At 61.2% G+C, this 17,415-nt stretch carries 18 protein-coding genes; 11 read left to right on the top strand and 7 right to left on the bottom strand.

Going from position 1 to position 17,415, the window contains the following annotated elements:
* Positions 1-69: 69 nt before the first annotated feature.
* Both AC1Z24_RS15380 and argC read right to left on the bottom strand, forming a co-directional pair.
* The gene (locus AC1Z24_RS15380; protein ID WP_483746389.1) at positions 70-891 is read right to left on the bottom strand and encodes a pyrroline-5-carboxylate reductase family protein; all 822 of its coding nucleotides are present in this window, start codon (positions 889-891) and stop codon (positions 70-72) included.
* A 71-nt stretch (positions 892-962) separates the two neighbouring features.
* Positions 963-1,883 carry an N-acetyl-gamma-glutamyl-phosphate reductase gene (gene argC, locus AC1Z24_RS15385; RefSeq protein ID WP_483746390.1) on the bottom strand — a complete coding sequence of 307 codons (921 nt, stop codon included), beginning with the start codon at positions 1,881-1,883 and terminating at the stop codon, positions 963-965.
* A gap of 114 nt (positions 1,884-1,997) precedes the next feature.
* On the opposite strand from argC, the gene AC1Z24_RS15390 reads away from it, so the two are divergent.
* Positions 1,998-2,882, top strand: a complete 885-nt coding sequence (locus AC1Z24_RS15390) for a LysR family transcriptional regulator (RefSeq protein WP_483746391.1) — start codon at positions 1,998-2,000, stop codon at positions 2,880-2,882.
* 241 nt (positions 2,883-3,123) lie between these two features.
* Here AC1Z24_RS15390 and AC1Z24_RS15395 read toward each other — a convergent pair whose 3' ends face one another.
* Positions 3,124-3,765 (bottom strand): TetR/AcrR family transcriptional regulator, encoded by a 642-nt coding sequence (locus AC1Z24_RS15395; RefSeq protein ID WP_483746392.1) that lies wholly within the window; start codon positions 3,763-3,765, stop codon positions 3,124-3,126.
* An 89-nt stretch (positions 3,766-3,854) separates the two neighbouring features.
* Here AC1Z24_RS15395 and AC1Z24_RS15400 point away from each other — a divergent pair, with 89 nt between their 5' ends.
* Complete coding sequence (locus tag AC1Z24_RS15400; protein WP_483746393.1) at positions 3,855-4,514, top strand: O-methyltransferase; 660 nt, start codon at positions 3,855-3,857, stop codon at positions 4,512-4,514.
* A gap of 1 nt (position 4,515) precedes the next feature.
* On the opposite strand, the gene AC1Z24_RS15405 is transcribed toward AC1Z24_RS15400, so the two are convergent.
* On the bottom strand, positions 4,516-5,622 hold the full coding sequence (locus AC1Z24_RS15405; RefSeq protein WP_483746394.1) for an alkene reductase: 1,107 nt from the start codon (positions 5,620-5,622) through the stop codon (positions 4,516-4,518).
* A gap of 161 nt (positions 5,623-5,783) precedes the next feature.
* Entirely contained in the window at positions 5,784-6,650 is an 867-nt protein-coding gene (locus AC1Z24_RS15410; protein WP_483746395.1) for a LysR family transcriptional regulator, read from the bottom strand.
* A gap of 103 nt (positions 6,651-6,753) precedes the next feature.
* Between AC1Z24_RS15410 and AC1Z24_RS15415 the strand changes: the two genes are divergently transcribed.
* The 4 genes from AC1Z24_RS15415 (at position 6,754) to AC1Z24_RS15430 (ending at position 10,283) form a co-directional block, all read left to right on the top strand.
* On the top strand, positions 6,754-7,875 hold the full coding sequence (locus AC1Z24_RS15415) for a muconate cycloisomerase family protein (protein ID WP_483746396.1): 1,122 nt from the start codon (positions 6,754-6,756) through the stop codon (positions 7,873-7,875).
* Between the two features lie 27 nt (positions 7,876-7,902).
* Positions 7,903-8,193: a muconolactone Delta-isomerase gene (gene catC / locus AC1Z24_RS15420; protein ID WP_483746397.1), complete on the top strand. Its 291-nt coding sequence runs from the start codon at positions 7,903-7,905 to the stop codon at positions 8,191-8,193.
* A gap of 131 nt (positions 8,194-8,324) precedes the next feature.
* The gene (gene catA, locus AC1Z24_RS15425; RefSeq protein WP_483746398.1) at positions 8,325-9,230 is read left to right on the top strand and encodes a catechol 1,2-dioxygenase; all 906 of its coding nucleotides are present in this window, start codon (positions 8,325-8,327) and stop codon (positions 9,228-9,230) included.
* A 96-nt stretch (positions 9,231-9,326) separates the two neighbouring features.
* On the top strand, positions 9,327-10,283 hold the full coding sequence (locus AC1Z24_RS15430) for an AraC family transcriptional regulator (protein ID WP_259103705.1): 957 nt from the start codon (positions 9,327-9,329) through the stop codon (positions 10,281-10,283).
* 7 nt (positions 10,284-10,290) lie between these two features.
* Here the strand turns inward: AC1Z24_RS15430 and AC1Z24_RS15435 are convergent, their stop codons facing one another.
* Both AC1Z24_RS15435 and AC1Z24_RS15440 read right to left on the bottom strand, forming a co-directional pair.
* On the bottom strand, positions 10,291-11,133 hold the full coding sequence (locus AC1Z24_RS15435; RefSeq protein ID WP_483746399.1) for a transporter substrate-binding domain-containing protein: 843 nt from the start codon (positions 11,131-11,133) through the stop codon (positions 10,291-10,293).
* Positions 11,133-11,894, bottom strand: a complete 762-nt coding sequence (locus AC1Z24_RS15440; protein WP_483746400.1) for an alpha/beta fold hydrolase — start codon at positions 11,892-11,894, stop codon at positions 11,133-11,135. The genes AC1Z24_RS15435 and AC1Z24_RS15440 overlap by 1 nt, the downstream gene beginning before the upstream one ends.
* A gap of 340 nt (positions 11,895-12,234) precedes the next feature.
* Here AC1Z24_RS15440 and AC1Z24_RS15445 point away from each other — a divergent pair, with 340 nt between their 5' ends.
* From AC1Z24_RS15445 to AC1Z24_RS15465, 5 genes are read left to right on the top strand one after another with little or no spacing between them, the layout of a single operon-like run.
* Positions 12,235-13,611, top strand: a complete 1,377-nt coding sequence (locus AC1Z24_RS15445) for a Rieske 2Fe-2S domain-containing protein (protein ID WP_483746401.1) — start codon at positions 12,235-12,237, stop codon at positions 13,609-13,611.
* On the top strand, positions 13,608-14,096 hold the full coding sequence (gene benB / locus AC1Z24_RS15450; RefSeq protein WP_483746402.1) for a benzoate 1,2-dioxygenase small subunit: 489 nt from the start codon (positions 13,608-13,610) through the stop codon (positions 14,094-14,096). The genes AC1Z24_RS15445 and benB overlap by 4 nt, the downstream gene beginning before the upstream one ends.
* 10 nt (positions 14,097-14,106) lie before the next feature.
* A complete protein-coding gene (gene benC, locus AC1Z24_RS15455; protein ID WP_483746403.1) occupies positions 14,107-15,141 on the top strand; it encodes a benzoate 1,2-dioxygenase electron transfer component BenC in 1,035 nt (344 codons plus the stop codon).
* Between the two features lie 10 nt (positions 15,142-15,151).
* Positions 15,152-15,913 carry a 1,6-dihydroxycyclohexa-2,4-diene-1-carboxylate dehydrogenase gene (locus AC1Z24_RS15460; RefSeq protein WP_483746404.1) on the top strand — a complete coding sequence of 254 codons (762 nt, stop codon included), beginning with the start codon at positions 15,152-15,154 and terminating at the stop codon, positions 15,911-15,913.
* A 55-nt stretch (positions 15,914-15,968) separates the two neighbouring features.
* Entirely contained in the window at positions 15,969-17,300 is a 1,332-nt protein-coding gene (locus AC1Z24_RS15465; protein WP_483746405.1) for an MFS transporter, read from the top strand.
* Positions 17,301-17,415: the final 115 nt, after the last annotated feature.

A 17,415-nucleotide genomic window follows, 5' to 3' on the forward strand; every position in this document is an offset into this window, starting at 1 on the left:
TTTAGCCAGGAAGGCATCGGGGCATGTGAAGACCTATTCCCGGCTAAAGCCGGTCCCACAAAAAATACTTTATGCCTCGGCTTGGCGTCCGGCAGGCCCGTCCCAAAGACTCGACTGCGCCACCTCCATCGCCGCATCCAGCCCGCGCTTCACACTGGCCTCAAGCCCACCAGCGAGCATGCCATTGATCCCCGCCGCACTGACGCCTTTGTAATCCAATAGCGTCTGCAACAACTCCTCGAAATCCCGCTGCGGCGTGATCAACTGACTGGCTTGAACCGCCACCGCCGTCACGGCCCGGCGGGCAATGTCTTCGGCAATGCCTTGCTCGATGGCGCAGTTGTACATGGCCTTGGCCAATAGAGCAGGGTAGGACGGGCCGGTGCCGGTCAGGCCGGTGAGGTAGTCCAGCGCCTGTTCGCTATGCACTTCATCGGCCTGGCCACAGGTTTCGAACAGTTGTTGAACCAAGGCTTTATCAGCAGTGTCGACCCGCTCACTCGCCAGCCACGGGGTATAGGACTGGCGGATTTCCAGGGCCGCATTGGGCATGGCGCGAATGACCCGCTGGCTGCCGACATGGTTTTTCAGGTCGCTCATACACACGCCCGCGACCAGGGAAATCAGCAGTCGGTTCTGCATATCGATGCGCACCGCAGCCAAGTCTTCGGGGCGAACCGAGAGAATCACCACGTCGCTTTGCCGGACCAGATCCTGATTATCGGCGGTGATACGCACCCCGGACAGAATCCCCGGCTCACTGAGACTGCCGGAGCGGCTGGAGAGGATCAGCGCGGCGGGCTCGACCAACCCCGTCTGCACCAGTGCTGTGGCAATGGAGCGTCCCAGCCATCCCATGCCGCCGATAATGCCGATGGTCAAGCCGTGCATGATGTCCCTCAGTCAGTGGCTATAAACAATCGGGCCACCTTAACATCGGCATGGTCACGGCGGCACCGTGATCAGCGCTGCAACAGCAGATCCAGATTCTGCACCGCAGCTCCGGCCGCGCCTTTACCGAGATTGTCGAACACCGCTGCCAGCAATAACTGACCGTGGTTTTCGAAGACCATCAGGCGCAGGTTATCGGTGCCGTTAAGTGCCTGCGGGTCGAGGACCGCCATGGCCTTGGCATCCTGCAGCGACATGACTTCCACGCAATCGGCAACGGCATAGTGCTGGCTCAGGCAGGCATGCACCTGGGCGGCAGTAGTACCCGGCGCCAGCAAGCGCAGTTGCAGGGGAACGGTCAGCACGATGCCCTGGCGAAATGCCCCGTAAGCCGGCGAGAACAGTGGACGCTCGCCAAGGCCGCTGTATTGCTGGATCTCCGGCACATGCTTGTGCGCCAGGCCGAGCCCGTACAACTGGAACGCCGGGGCCTGGGCTGCGTCTGCGCCTTCATATTCATCGACCCCGGCACGGCCCTTGCCGGAATAGCCCGACACGGCGTGAATGCTGACCGGATAATCCGCTGGCAGCAGGCCGGCGTGGCGCAACGGGTGCAACAGGCCAATGGCGCCGGTCGGGTAGCAGCCCGGATTGCTGACGCGCTTGGCATGGATGATCGCCTGTTTCTGTTGCGCGCTGATCTGGGCGAAACCGTAGGTCCAGTCGACGTGAGTCCGGTGCGCCGAACTGGCGTCGATCACCCGTACCTCAGGGTTTTCGATACTGGCTACCGCCTCTTTTGCCGCCTCGTCCGGCAGGCACAGAATAGCGATATCACAGGTGTTGATCGCCTCGGCGCGGCGCTGGGCATCTTTGCGCTGGTCGGCGGGCAGGGTCACCAGGCGCAGATCCTTGCGCTGGTGCAGGCGTTGGTGAATCTGCAACCCGGTGGTGCCTTGGTCGCCGTCGATAAATACAGATGCAATGGTCATGGGATGCGCTCACAGGCAGAAATCAACAGCGCTTATCTTCGGTGTGGGCGTAACATAGGGAAAGTTGAATTTGATAGCGGTCAGATTCATATTTTCTGAACGTTAGAGGTTTGTATGCGCGAAATCAGTCTCGACCGCCTGCGCACGTTGGTGGCTATCGCCGACCTGGGTTCCTTCGCCGAGGCGGCGCGGGTCTTGAACCTGGCGCCGCCGACCGTGAGCCTGCATATCGCCGATCTGGAAGCCCGTGTCGGCGCCACGCTGCTGTCCCGCACCCGTGGCCAAGTGCAGCCGTCGGTCATTGGCCAAACGTTGGTCGAACGGGCGCGGCGCTTGTTGGCCGATGCCGAGCAGGCGCTGGAAGATGTGCAGCGCCAGGTGTTGGGGCTGGCCGGTCGGGTGCGGGTTGGTGCATCCACCGGGGTCATCGCCCAGTTGATCCCCCATGCGCTCGAGGTGCTGGAGCAGGATCATCCGGATATCGACGTGGAGGTCGCCGTACTGACCTCGCAGCAGACTCTGCAGAAACTGGCGGACGGCAGCCTGGATATCGGTTTGGTCGCCTTGCCGCAGCCGCCGGTCAAGGGTTTGCAGCTCAAAGCATGGCGACGCGACCCGGTCATGGCCTTCCTGCCTGCGCGTTGGCAGAGCCCGGAACTGATCAGCCCGACCTGGCTGGCCGCGCAACCGTTGATCCTCAATGACAACAGCACGCGCCTCTCGCGCCTGACCGCCGAGTGGTTCGCCAGCGACGGCCCGCAACCGGTCGCACGCATTCAGCTCAACTACAACGATGCGATCAAAAGCCTGGTGGCCGCCGGATACGGCGCGACTCTGCTGCCCCACGAAACCTCGACGCCATTGCCCGACAGCCGCATCGCCATGCGCCCACTGAACCCGCCGCTATGGCGCGAGCTGGGCATTGCCCATCGCAGCGGTGAGATCGAACGCACGACCCAGCATGTGCTGGAGGTGTTGTGGGGGTTGAGTGTCGATTGATGCGATTCGCGCTTACCAAACAAAACAGCACTCACTGAATACCGGAGTTCAGTGGGAGCCGTCCCGTCGCTAACGCGCCACGCTGTCGAGCAGCAAACCCTTGGCAGGTAGGAGTTTTGTGGGCGCGAATTCATTCGCGAAGAGGCCGGTACATTCGATATATATAGCGCCTGAAACAATGCATTCGCGAATGAATTCCCCACGGGTTTTGCCCTGCGACAGCGCGGGTTCGCGCACAAAATCAAAAGGCTGTGCTGGCTTCAATCTCCCGCAGATACGCACACAACATATCCGCCATTGCCCCGGCGTATTCATCGATCTCGGCAGGACTGCGCGGTTGCTCGGAGAACCGTTTGCCCACGGCACTCATGGTCTGGTTGACCAGGTCGGCAGCCAGTAGCTGTGTGGATTCGCTTGCGTTCGGCAGCGCTTCGCGCATGAATGCCTGAATTCTCTGTGCACCCTCGGCCCTGACTTCCTGAACTTCGGGAGCATGGCGATAGAGTGGGGCGGCGTCGCTGAGGGCCGTACGCATTTGCGCTTCTTCGCACTCGGAGTGAACGAAGGCGTGGATCAGCAGGCGCAGGCGTTCCAGGGGCGGCTTCTGGCGGTCCTCGAGAATGCTGCTGAGCAGGTCCGTGGTCTGGCGCCACTCATCGTTCTGCAAGCGAAACAGAATCGCTGCCTTGTTCGGGAAGTACTGGTACAGCGAACCAATGCTGACGCCAGCCCTTTCGGCAACCCGGGCGGTGGTGAATAGCTGCGCGCCATCCTTGGCCAAAACCTGAGTGGCAGCCTGCAGAATGATGCCGATCAGCTCGGTGGAGCGGGCCTGTTTCGGCTGCTTACGCTGGGAAATCCTGGGGTTCTGGCGATCGGTCATGGCGGCCCTGGAAACGCGATTATTAAATGTGAGGGATTCGTCGCATTCTAATCCGGTGTTCACATTAGTGCATCTGAACGGAGAATTGCATGAATACCCTGACCTCTATAACTGCCTTGCTCGATCGCCTGTTTACCGAGTCCGAAGCCTCTTCACCGGTGAACAGCGCCGCCTTTCGCGACTTGCCCGAAGGCGAGCTGAATCGCCTGATGCACAGCAAAACCGAGTACCAACAGCTGTATTCCCATCTCAAGGATTTTGCCCTGCCGGTGTCCCGTGAAACCGGTGCGCTGTTGTATATGCTGGCGCGCAGCAGCAAGGCCCGGAGCATTGTCGAGTTCGGCACATCGTTCGGGATTTCCACTTTGCACCTGGCCGCAGCCCTGCGTGATAACGGCGGCGGTCATTTGATCGGCAGTGAGTTTGAAGCGGACAAAGCCCACCGCGCCCGGCAGAACCTGGCGGCGGGCGGCTTGCAGGATCTGGTGGAAATTCGTGAGGGGGATGCCTTGCAGACCCTGGCAGTGGATCTGCCCGACGGCATCGACCTGGTATTGCTGGACGGCGCCAAGTCGCTGTACATGGAAGTACTGGCCCTGGTGCAAAAGCACCTGCGCCCTGGCGCGCTGATCATCGCTGACAACGCTGATTACAGCCCCGAGTACCTGGCGCTGGTACGGGCGCCAGGCAGCGGGTTCATGTCGATTCCCTTTGCCGAGGACGTGGAACTGTCCATGTGGCTGGGCTGAATCAGGCCGTGGCGGCGTCTTCGTAGAGGGCGTAGTCGGTATAGCCGACCTCGGTTCCACCGAAGAAGGTCGGACGGTCGTAGGCGTTCAATGGCAGATTCTGGCGCAGGCGCTCCGGCAGATCGGGGTTGGCGATGAAGTGGCGGCCGAAGGCAACCAGGTCAGCGTCACCGGCTTGCAGGATCGCCTCGGCACTTTCGCCGTTGAAGCCGCCAGCGGCAATGATCGTACCTTTGTAGTGCTTGCGCATCAGCTGTGCGGCGATCGGGGCCGGGTTGGCATTCTCATCTTCGATATTGCCGAGGATCCGCGGCTCGATCAAATGCAGGTAGGCCAGGTTCAACGGCGCCAGTTGCTGCGCGACATAAGAGAACAGAACTTCTGGATTGCTGTCGCCCATATCGCCCCAGGTGCCGCTCGGACCGACTCGCACACCGACGCGGTCGCTGCCCCATACCGAAATCAGTGCCTGCGTGACTTCCAGCAAAAAGCGCGTGCGGTTCTCGATGGAACCGCCGTAACTGTCGGTGCGCTTGTTGCTGTTGTCCTGCAGAAACTGATCAACCAGATAACCATTGGCACCGTGCAGTTCCACGCCATCGAAACCGGCCTTGATACCGCGCTCTGCTGCTGTGCGGAAGCTTTCCACCAGATCCTTGATTTCATCGATTTCCAGGGCACGGTTGGGCGTATTCGGCACCCAGCCTTCAGCGGTGTAGGCCACGCCGCCGTGGAGAATTTCCGAAGGCCCGACCGGGATGCTGCCAGCAGGTTGTACATCGACATTGGACTGACGACCGGCGTGATACAGCTGCAGGAAAATCTTCGCGCCCTTGGCATGCACGGCATCGGTGACCTGTTTCCAGCCTGCGATCTGTCCGTCTTCGAACAGGCCGGGAGCACCCAGGTAACCGTTGCCATTGGCAGCGGCGATAGTCGCTTCGCCAATCAGCAAACTGCCTTCGGATGCGCGTTGGGCATAGTACTCAGCCATCAACGGACCGGGCTTGGCGCCAGCTTCGGCACGCATGCGGGTCAGGGGGGCGAGGACCACGCGGTGAGCGAAGGTGTAAGGGCCTACTTTGACGGAAGAATGCAATGTGGACATGAGAGCCTCGGTGTTCAAGTGGGTGAAAGCCCTGCACCGTGGCGTGCTGTTGCACTGGCGGCGTCCGGGGGCTTTTGTTCCCGGCCAGTAGACGCGATTCATCCCGGCGGATAAACGGGCCGACTGTCCCAACACTTCGGACTTTTAGGGGGGGAATGCCTTCAGCGATTACCCAGCAGGCCCAGGCATTGCTGCAGGACCGGCGAGACATCCCCGGCGCGATAACTGACCACTATCGGCGACGTAGCACTGCTGTCGAGCAACGCGGTGTAGCCGATATCGTCGCGATGCAGGCGTTGTACCGAGGCCGGCACCAGAGTGATGCCGATCCCTGCGGCAACCAGACCGATGGCGGTCTGCAGTTCGTTGACGGTCTGGGCGACGTGGATATGCAGGCCCTGGGCGGCAAATATGCCCAGGACATGGTCTGCGTAACTGGGGCGCGGGCTGCCCGGATACAACACAAAAGGCTCGGCGGCCAACTGTTCCAGCGTTGCGGGCTCCGCCAGCAGTGGGTGGCCAGCGGGCAGAGCGGCGACCAGCGGGTCTTCCCGGAGGACTTGTTGGGTAATGGCCGGGTCATCGAACAGGATGCGGCCAAAGCCGATATCGATGCGCCCGCTTTTTAGGGCTTCGAGTTGCTGCAAGGTGATCAGCTCCGACAGGCCCAGTTCGATATCCCCCAGACTGCGCAGGCGGCGGATCAGGTCGGGCAGGGCGCCGTACAGGGTCGACGGGGCGAAGCCAATACCCAGCCAGCGTTTCTGGCCAGCCGCCACCCGCCGGGTATCGTCACTGATCCGCGCCAGCTGTTCGAGCAACTGGCTGGAGTGCTCGTGAAAGAAGCGCCCGGCCTCGGTCAGGCGTAACGGCCGGGAGCGCTCAAGCAAGGCCACCCCCAGTTCATCCTCCAGTTGCTGGATCTGCCGGCTCAAGGGCGGCTGGGCGATATTCAACTGCGCGGCGGCGCGGGTGAAGTTGAGGGTCTGGGCCAGCACCCGGAAGTAGCGTAAATGACGAAGCTCCACGATACCTCCAGGGTATCAAACCAGACCTATTCAATATTGGACGCTGTGCCGGTGCAGCGTCAATCTGTGGCCAAGAACAAACACAACACAGCCGGAACGTCTTATGACCGCTATCACCATCGAACGCTTCGATACCCAGATTGTCGACTTGCCCACCATCCGCCCGCATAAGCTGGCGATGCATACCATGCACGGTCAGACCCTGGTGATCCTGCGCATCCGTTGCAGCGACGGCATCGTCGGCGTCGGCGAAGCCACCACCATCGGCGGCCTGGCCTACGCCGGGGAAAGCCCGGAAAGCATCAAGGTCAACCTCGACAAGTGGTTTGCGCCGCTGCTGATCGGCCAGGATGCCACCAACCTCAATGCCGCCATGCAGCGTGTCGATCGCGGTATCCGTGGCAATACCTTCGCCCGCAGCGCCGTGGAAACCGCCTTGCTCGATGCCCAGGGCAAGCGCTTGGGCCTGCCGGTGGCCGAAGTGCTGGGTGGCCGAGTGCGCGACGGTGTCGAAGTGGCCTGGACCCTGGCCAGCGGCGACACCGGCAAAGATATTGAAGAGGCCGAGCGCATGCTAGACCTGCGGCGCCATCGGCATTTCAAACTGAAGATCGGCGCCGGGGAGCCAGCCAGGGATATCGCCCATGTGGCCGCGATCAAGCGTGCCGTGGGTGACCGCGCCAGCGTGCGGGTCGATATCAATCAGGCCTGGAGCGAAGCGGTTGCAATTCGCGCTTGCTACCTGTTGGCCGACGCCGGGGTCGAGCTGGTGGAACAGCCGCTGTCCCGCTACGACCGTGCGGGCATGGTGCGTCTCAGTGCCCACAGCCCGATCCCGTTGATGGCCGACGAGGCCATCGAGTCGGTGCCGGACAGTTTTGCCCTGGCGCAGATGGGCGCGGCTTCGATCTTTGCCCTGAAGATCGCCAAGACCGGTGGCCCCAAGGCCGTGCTGCGTACGGCGGCCATTGCTGAGGCGGCGGGTATCGGTCTGTATGGCGGCACCATGCTCGAAGGCAGCATCGGCACCCTGGCCTCGGCCCATGCCTTTGCCACCCTGGACAAACTGGAGTGGCACACCGAACTGTTTGGCCCGCTGCTGCTCACCGAAGACATTCTGGTCGAGCCACCGGTCTATCGTGATTTTCAGCTGTTGGTGCCGCGCACCCCGGGCCTTGGTCTGGAGCTGGACGATGAACGCCTGGCGCGCTTTGCCCGCCGCTGATTTCTCTAATAAAAAGGACACCACGCGATGCTCTTTCAAGTCCGCATGACCGTCAAACTGCCCCCCGATATGCCCGTCGAACAGGCCAACCGGCTCAAGGCCGACGAAAAGGAACTGGCCCAGCGCCTGCAACGCGATGGCATCTGGCGCCACCTGTGGCGCATTGCCGGGCTGTACGCCAATGTCAGTATTTTCGATGTAGCGGATAATCAGGCACTGCACGACACCTTGATGCAACTGCCGCTTTACCCCTATATGGAGATGGAAGTCACGGCGCTGTGCCGGCATCCGTCTTCGATTCACGACGACGATCGCTGAGTGGGGACCGACCGTAGGAGCGGCTTCAGCCGCGAGCACCGTCCTCCCGGCTAAAGCCGGTCCTATAGGGGGTTATCAATTCAGTCAGCACCTATATCAACAAGAACAAAGAAATGATGAGGACCACCGCCATGAACATCCGTATTTCGCAAACTGCCGAAGTCCAGCAATTCTTCGAGGGCGCTTGCGGCTTTGACCAGGCTGGCGGCAGCCAGCGCATGAAGAATGTCGTGCACCGGGTGCTGAACGACAGCATCAAGATCATCGAAGACCTGCAGGTCACCCCTGAAGAGTTCTGGAAAGCCGTCAATTACCTCAACGAACTGGGCAGTCGCCAGGAAGCCGGGCTGCTGGTCGCGGGCCTGGGGCTGGAGCATTACCTTGACCTGCTGATGGATGCCGAAGACGAACAGGCCGGCCATGTCGGCGGTACGCCGCGGACCATTGAAGGCCCGCTTTACGTAGCGGGTGCGCCGCTGAGCGAGCACTTTGCCCGCCTCGATGACGGCCAGGACCCCGGCACCGTGCTGTACATGACCGGCCAGGTCCGTGATACCGATGGCGCGCCATTGGTCAATGCCATTGTCGATGTCTGGCACGCCAATACCGGCGGTACCTATTCATATTTCGACCCGTCGCAGTCGGAATTCAACCTGCGCCGCCGTATTCAGACCGATGCCGAAGGCCGCTATCGCTTTCAGAGCATCGTGCCGTCCGGCTACGGCTGCCCACCGGATGGCCCGACCCAGAAGCTGCTCGACCAACTGGGCCGTCATGGTCAGCGCCCGGCGCATATCCACTTCTTCATCTCGGCGCCGGGGCATCGCCACCTGACCACACAGATCAACCTGGCCGGAGACCAATACCTGCACGACGATTTTGCCTACGCCACCCGTGACGAGCTGATCGCCGAGATTCACTTCAGCGACGATGCCAATGGCCGTCGCGCCGATATCGACTTCGATTTCGTGCTGCAACCCACCGCTGCGCCCAAGGACGAAAGTCGCCATGTGCGGGTGAGGGCGCTGGAAGCCTGATGCACGGCATTACCTAACCAGCCGCCCCCACAGGTCTTGCCTGCGGGGGCGTTTTGCCTTGAGTCTGAGCCTAATACAACTATAAGAGGCGCAACCATGACCGTGCTATTGAGTGAGCGCAGCCGGATATTCGATCGTGCCGATGCCTATGCCGTGTCGGATTACGTTAACCAGCATGTGGGTAGCCACTGCATTCGCCTGCCACGCCGCGGCCGCCCCGAGGCGAGCATCAGCCACCGGACCTTTTCCAGTCTGGACCTGTGCCGCATCAGCTATGGTGCGCCGGTGCAGGTCACTTCTACGGCGCTGGAAACCATCTATCACCTGCAAATTCTCCTGCAGGGTCATTGCCGCTCCAGCGCCCGGGGAAAGGAACAGGTGTTCGGCCCCGGCGAAGTGTTGCTGATCAACCCCGATGACCCGGTGGACCTGACCTATTCCGCCGACTGCGAGAAATTCATCGTCAAATTGCCGGTGCGCCTGTTGGAAAACGCCTGCCTCGAACAGCACTGGAGCCTGCCCCAGCAGGGCATCCGTTTTATCGCCGCGCGTCACGAGCTGGCTGAAATGGGTGGCTTCCTGCAACTGCTCGGGCTGATTTGTCACGAAGCGGAGAATGCCGCCGAAGCACCGATGCAGGCGCTTTACGAGCGCATCGTCGCCAATAAACTGCTGGCGCTGTTGGCCAGCAATGTCCTGCGGGTCATTCCCCGGCCCGATGAAAGCGGCGGTTTCGAGCCGGTACGCCAGTTCATCGAAGAACATCTGTGCGAAGACATCAGCATCGAGCAATTGATGGCCGTGGCCAGGGTCAGCGAGCGCTCGTTGTATACCTTGTTCGAACGCCAGGCAGGCTTGTCTCCACGCGACTACATGCGTCAGCGCAAGCTGGAAAAGGTCCATGCCGTGCTGCAACTGGCCACTGCGCGCAGTGTGACCGAGGTCGCTCTGGATCATGGTTTTTTGCATTTGGGGCGCTTCTCCGAGGCTTATCGCAAGCGCTTTGGCGAGCTGCCGTCGCAGACCTGGCGGCGCCAGCGCCAGGCCACGTAGCAACGTATCAGGGCGTCACCGGGGTTTTCAGCGCCGGGGCGCCCTGATAGCGATCATGCAGGGCGACAATCAAGGGTGAGGGCTGCATCCGGTATTGCTGGCCCAGCGCCAGTAGCCAGCCGCTGGCGTGCCAGTCCTGGACGATGCGATCCAGCAGTTGCTGCATGCGCGGTTCCTGTTTGCGCAGCCAGATGACCGAGTCGGCGGGTACCAGATCCTCGGCAATGGGAATCTCGAACCCCGACCATTCAGGCTGGCGCAACAGTTCGTGCATGATCGGGCTATTCAGCACCACGGCATCACAACTGTTACCACGCAGGGCCAACAGTACTTCAGACTGGCCCCGATAGGCCTTGAGGTTGACGTGATAGTCCTGGGTCAGGGGTTGCTGGAAACTCGCGCCCTGGGAGATGCACACGGTCTTGTCCTTGAGATCCTCCCAGCGACTTATCCCCGAATTGCGTAGAGCCACCAGGGCGCCGCCCAGCTGTTCGTAAGGTGTCGGCACATAATCGAGCTTTTCACTGCGTTCCGGTGTGACCGTCATATTGGCGATCAGCAGATCCACCTTGCCCTGTTGCAGGAACACTGCCCGATTGGCAGCCACCACAGGCAAGACTTCTGTCTCGACCCCCAGCTTGTCGCCGATATCCCGGGCCAGGTCCACGGCAAAACCGAACGGCGTTTGTGTGCCGGGTTTATAGGTACCAAATGGCAAACCACTGAGGTTCACGCCGATGCGCACCTTGCCGCGTTCCTTGATGGTGGTGTACAGGTCATCCGCCTGAGCGAAGGGCAGGGTCAGGAGTGCGGCAGCCGCCAACAGGCAGGCAAGTAATTTCTGTGTCATCAGGGCTGACCAACCGGTTCATTGTGGCTATCGAAAAAGTTTTGCAAGGTTTCTGCGTAGTGCGCCTGCCCGGCGGCGCTGTGCCAGTCGCTGAACAGGCCAGCGTTCGGCGCCAGCGCAGCGATTTCTTCGCCTACGGCTTTGGGGTGGCGGGCATCGTTGCCCGGCAGTACCAATAGCGGAGTAGGGCAGGCACGGACAAAGTCACGGCTGACGCTGTAGACAAAGTCACTGCCAAACAGATTGCGCTCTATTGCCGCCATCACCCGTGTATCCAACTGACGACCCTGGGCCAATAACTTCTCGTTCCATGAGTTAAAGGATTGGCGACGCAACTGCAGATTGTCATCACTCTTGCCAATCGGCTGTTGCAGGACGGCAGACAGGACGCGTTGAGGCGCCAACTCGATAATCTTCAGTGCGAAGGAAGGGCCGATGCAGGCGCCGATGATATGGCAGTGCTCGATGCCCAAGGCATCCAGTAGCAACAGATGGTCCTCAGCATAAGCCTGCCAGCCATCGGATTCGCTGATCGGTGCGGTCGAGCGCCCGGCATTGCGCTGATCCAGGGTCAGCACGGTATGGCGATGGGCAAACGCTGCAACGGGGCTGACGATACCCCGTGGCCGCCCATCTTCGCGGTATTCCCAGAGTTCGCTGCGCGAGTGCAGGCCGCCTGGGGCGAGGGCCAGCAGGACAGGACCTTCTCCGGCTATTTCGTAGTGCATATGTGTGCCGTTAGGCAGGTCTATCGCAGGCACCGATCGTTCCTCTGTGGTAGGGCCGGTCATTGAAAATGAGCCGATCGTGCCGTGTCCCGTCCGGGGAAAGAAACTGTTGATAGTGCATATGCTTATAGTTTGTCCCGGTTATAAATCGCGCACTAATGGATCTATGCCCGCACTATCAGGGCTGGAGACACGGGGCGGTATTGACCAATACCCACTGATATCAGGTTTCGTAATGTGTTGAGGCGCGAGGTTTATGCAATCAGTGCTGCTGCACTCAGCGGATAACGATTTGCAGCCAGCGGATATTGAGGGATGAGGCAAGCACATAAGGTGAGGGGGCCTGATACAAGAACAACCGAGGGCCTACCCCATGATCAGCACACTCGACCGACTCGCCCGACAACTGCGCGATTGCGTCCAGGAAGACCCCGCCACCGGCGTCTTCCGTTGCCGCCGCGATATATTCACCGACACCGAACTCTTCGCCCTGGAGATGAAACACATCTTCGAAAGTGGCTGGGTCTACCTGGCACATGAAAGCCAGGTGCCGCAGATCAACGACTACTTCACTACCTGGATAGGCCGTCAGCCGGTGGTAATCACCCGGGACAAACAAGGTGCGCTGCACGGTCTGGTCAATGCCTGCGCTCACCGTGGCGCCATGCTCTGCCGCCGTAAACAGGGCAACAAGGGTTCGTTTACCTGCCCGTTCCATGGCTGGACGTTCAGCAATGCGGGCAAGCTGCTCAAGGTCAAGGATGCCAAGACAGGCGCCTATCCCGACAGCTTCGACTGCGACGGCTCCCACGACCTCAAGCGCCTCGGCCGCTTCGAAAACTATCGCGGTTTTCTGTTCGGCAGCCTCAGCGAGGACGTCCCGGAACTGAGCGACTATTTGGGCGAAACCCGGATCATCATCGATCAGATGGTCGATCAGGCGCCCGAAGGCCTGGAAGTGCTGCGCGGCAGCTCCTCCTATGTCTACGACGGCAACTGGAAGCTGCAGATCGAAAACGGTGCCGACGGCTATCACGTCAGTTCCGTGCACTGGAACTACTCGGCGACCATGGGCCGCCGCAACTACGAAGCTGAAGGCACCCGCACCGTGGACGCCAATGGCTGGTCGAAAAGCCTGGGCGGCGTCTATGCCTTCGAGCACGGCCATATCCTGTTGTGGACGCGCCTGCTCAACCCTGAAGTGCGCCCGGTGCACGCCCACCGTGAGGCCTTGGCCGAGCGCCTGGGCCAGGAGCGCGCCGACTTTATCGTCGACCAGACCCGCAACCTCTGCCTCTATCCCAATGTGTACCTGATGGATCAGTTCTCCACGCAGATCCGCGTCGTGCGGCCCATTGCCGTGGACAAGACCGAAGTGACCATCTACTGCATGGCGCCCAAGGGCGAAAGTGCCCAGGAGCGCGCGACGCGGATTCGGCAGTACGAAGACTTTTTCAATGTCAGCGGCATGGGCACACCGGACGATCTCGAGGAGTTCCGCGCCTGCCAGGCCGGCTACCAGGGTGCGACCACCTTGTGGAACGACCTCAGCCGCGGCGCGAAACAGTGGATAGAAGGCGCCGATGACAATGCCAGAGCCATGGGCATGAGCCCGCAGCTCAGCGGAGTGAAAACCGAAGATGAAGGGCTGTTCGTGCGCCAGCACGCCCACTGGGCGGCAAGTCTGCAACGGGCCATCGAACGGGAGCAACAAGGCTTTATCGCCACGGACAAGGAGGTGCACTCATGAGCATTTCCCGCGACCAGTTGCTGGACTTTCTCTACCGCGAAGCGCGCCTGCTCGATGATCGCCAGTGGGACGAATGGCTGGAGTGTTATTCGCCCAAGGTGGAGTTCTGGATGCCGGCCTGGGATGACCACGACAGCCTGACCGAAGACCCCCAGAGCGAAATCTCGCTGATCTACTACCCCAGCCGTGACGGCCTGGAAGACCGGGTGTTCCGCATCAAGACCGAGCGCTCCAGTGCCAGCACCCCGGAGCCACGCACCGCGCATTTGGTCAGCAACCTGGAAGTGCTGGCCAACGACGGCGAGTCCGTCGAGCTGCGTTTCAACTGGCAAACCCTCAGCCATCGCTACAAGACCACGGATATGTATTTCGGCACGTCCTTCTACCGCCTCGATGTGCGCGGCGGGCAGCCGCTGATTACGAGCAAGAAGGTGGTGCTGAAAAACGACTACATCCACCAGGTCATCGATATCTACCACATCTGAGGACACGCCCATGACGTACGCCATTGCCCTGAACTTCGAGGATGGGGTGACCCGTTTTATCGACTGCAAAGTGGGCGAGAAGGTGCTCGATGCGGCCTTCCGCCAACGTATCAACCTGCCCATGGACTGCTCCGACGGTGTCTGTGGCACCTGCAAATGCCACTGCGAAACCGGTGCCTATGACCTGGGCGACGACTATATCGAAGACGCCTTGAGCGAGGATGAAGCCCAGGAACGCCAGGTGCTGACCTGCCAGATGGTGCCGCAATCGGACTGCGTGATTGCCGTACCGGTGGCGTCCAGTGCCTGCAAGACCGGCACAGGGCAATTCAATGCCACGGTCGCCAGTATCACCCGCCATGCCGATGCCGCCGTAGACATCAGTTTTGAACTGGATCAGGCGCCAGTATTTCTGCCCGGCCAGTACGTGAATATCGGCGTTCCGGGCAGTGGCCAGACCCGTTCCTACTCCTTCAGTAGCCGCCCCGGCGACAAGCGCGCCAGTTTCCTGATCAAACAGGTGCCCGGCGGCCTGATGAGCACCTGGCTGGAGCGGGCCAAGGTCGGCGATAAGGTACCCATGACCGGGCCGCTGGGCAGTTTCTATCTGCGCGATGTGAGCCGGCCATTGCTGTTTCTCGCCGGGGGCACCGGCCTGGCGCCGTTCCTGGCGATGCTGGAGGTGCTCGCCGAGCGCAAGGCCAGCCAGCCGGTGACCTTGATCTACGGTGTGACCCGGGATCAGGACCTGGTGATGGTCGAGGTCTTGCAGGCGTTCGCCGCGCGCGTGGCCAATTTCAGCTTCGTGACTTGCGTGGCGGACCCAGCCACCGGTCATGAACGGCAGGGCTATGTCACCCAGCATATGGCCGCCGAGGTCCTCAATGACGGCGATGTCGACGTCTACCTGTGCGGGCCGCCACCCATGGTCGATGCCGTGCGCCAGCACTTCAAGAATCAGGGCGTGAGTCCGGCCAGCTTCTACTACGAGAAGTTCACGCCCAACGCCGTCTCGGCTCCCGTGACCACTGGCGACGCCGCCTGAGGGATTCACCATGAACTCACGTTTCAACCATAAGGTTGCGCTGGTTACCGGTGCAGCCCAGGGCATCGGCCGCCGTGTCGCCGAGCGTTTGCTGGAAGAGGGCGCCTTGCTGGTGGCCGTCGATCGCTCGGATATCGTCCATGAATTGCAGCACGACAACGCCCTGATCCTCACCGCTGATCTTGAGCAGTATGAAGACTGCGCAGGGGTCATGGCCGCAGCCAAAGCGCGTTTCGGCCGTATCGATATTCTCGTCAACAACGTTGGCGGGACCATCTGGGCCAAGCCATACGAGCATTACCAGCCCAACGAGATCGAGGCGGAAGTGCGCCGCTCGTTGTTCCCGACGCTGTGGTGCTGCCATAGCGTGCTGCCCTACATGCTCGAGCAGGGCAGCGGCGCCATCGTCAATGTTTCCTCCATCGCCACCCGTGGCGTCAATCGCGTGCCCTACGGCGCGGCCAAGGGCGGCGTGAACGCCCTGACCGCCTGCCTGGCCCTGGAAACCGCCGGCAGCGGCATCCGCGTCAACGCCACCGCACCGGGTGGCACCGAAGCACCGCCACGGCGCATCCCGCGCAACAGCCAGGCGCAAAGCGAGCAGGAGCGCGTCTGGTATCAGCAGATCGTCGACCAGACCCTCGACAGCTCCCTGATGAAACGCTACGGCAGCATCGACGAACAGGCCGGCGCCATCCTGTTCCTGGCCAGCGATGAAGCCTCTTACATCACTGGCGTGACCCTGCCGGTGGGAGGCGGCGACCTGGGCTGAAGCAACGGCCTGACTGCGGACACTGACTCACAACAACAATAATGAGAGCACTGCCATGCGTACCCATGATGTCCATTCGCTTATCGATAACGCCCGTTTCAGCCGCTTTCACTGGCTGGTAATGGGCCTGTGTGCCTTGCTGTTGATCTTTGACGGCTATGACCTGTTCATCTACGGCGTGGTCCTGCCGGTGATCATGAAAGAGTGGGGGCTGTCGCCGCTGCAGGCCGGTGCTCTGGGCAGTTATGCGCTGTTCGGCATGATGTTCGGCGCCCTGGCATTCGGCGACCTGGCCGACAGGATCGGGCGCAAGAAGGGCATTGCCATCTGCTTTGCGCTGTTCAGCATCGCCACGGTGATCAACGGTTTCGCCAGTTCGCCCACCGAGTTCGGCATTTGCCGCTTTATCGCCGGGCTGGGCTGCGGCGGGCTGATGCCCAATGCGGTGGCGCTGATGAACGAGTACGCGCCGAAGAAAATGCGCAGCACCCTGGTGGCGCTGATGTTCAGCGGCTATTCCCTGGGCGGCATGCTCTCGGCGGGTGTCGGCATCTACATGCTGCCGCGTTTCGGTTGGTCGTCGATGTTCTTCGTCGCGACCATTCCGTTGTTGTTGCTGCCGCTGATTCTCTATCTGCTGCCCGAGTCCATCGGCTTCCTGATTCGTCAGGGGCGCACGGAACAGGCCCGGTTGCTGCTCAAGCGTCTCTCGCCGGAAACCGTGCTGGATGCAGATGATGTCTTGCACATCAGCGACGGCAAAGGCCGCGGCGCTTCGGTGCTGGAGCTGTTTCGCCATGGCCTGGGTCTGCGCACTCTGGCGATCTGGGTGGCATTTTTCTGCTGCCTGCTGATGGTCTACGCCCTGAGTTCCTGGCTGCCCAAGCTGATGGCCGGGGCGGGCTACAGCCTGGGTTCGAGCCTGTCGTTCCTGCTGGCGCTGAATTTCGGTGGCATGGCCGGCGCCATTATCGGCGGCTGGCTGGGGGATCGGCTGAATCTGATCAAGGTCATGGTCGGCTTCTTTATCGCCTCTGCAGTGTCGATCAGCCTGCTGGGGATCAACAGCCCGATGCCGGTGCTGTACCTGCTGATATTCGTCGCCGGGTCCACCACCATTGGTACGCAGATCCTGTTGTACGCCGGGGCTGCGCAGCTCTATGGCCTGTCGATCCGTTCCACCGGCCTGGGCTGGGCCTCGGGGATCGGCCGCAATGGCGCCATTGTCGGGCCGTTGCTTGGCGGTGCGCTAATGGGTATCGAATTGCCGTTGCAGCTGAATTTCCTCGCCTTTGCCGTTCCCGGCGTCGTCGCGGCCCTGGCCATGACGGCCTATGCGCTGAGTGAGCGGCGGGGGGTGGTGACAGTGGCTGGTGCTCAAGCCTGACCCCATCAAATACAGCCTGTAGGAGCGGCTTCAGCCGCGAGGGCGCCCTCCCGGCTAAAGCCGGTCCTACGGTTGCACCTTTGCTGCACGGCATCCCCATAAAAATAAGATAAAG

The sequence above is a fragment of the Pseudomonas sp. JL23 genome (assembly GCF_056933585.1).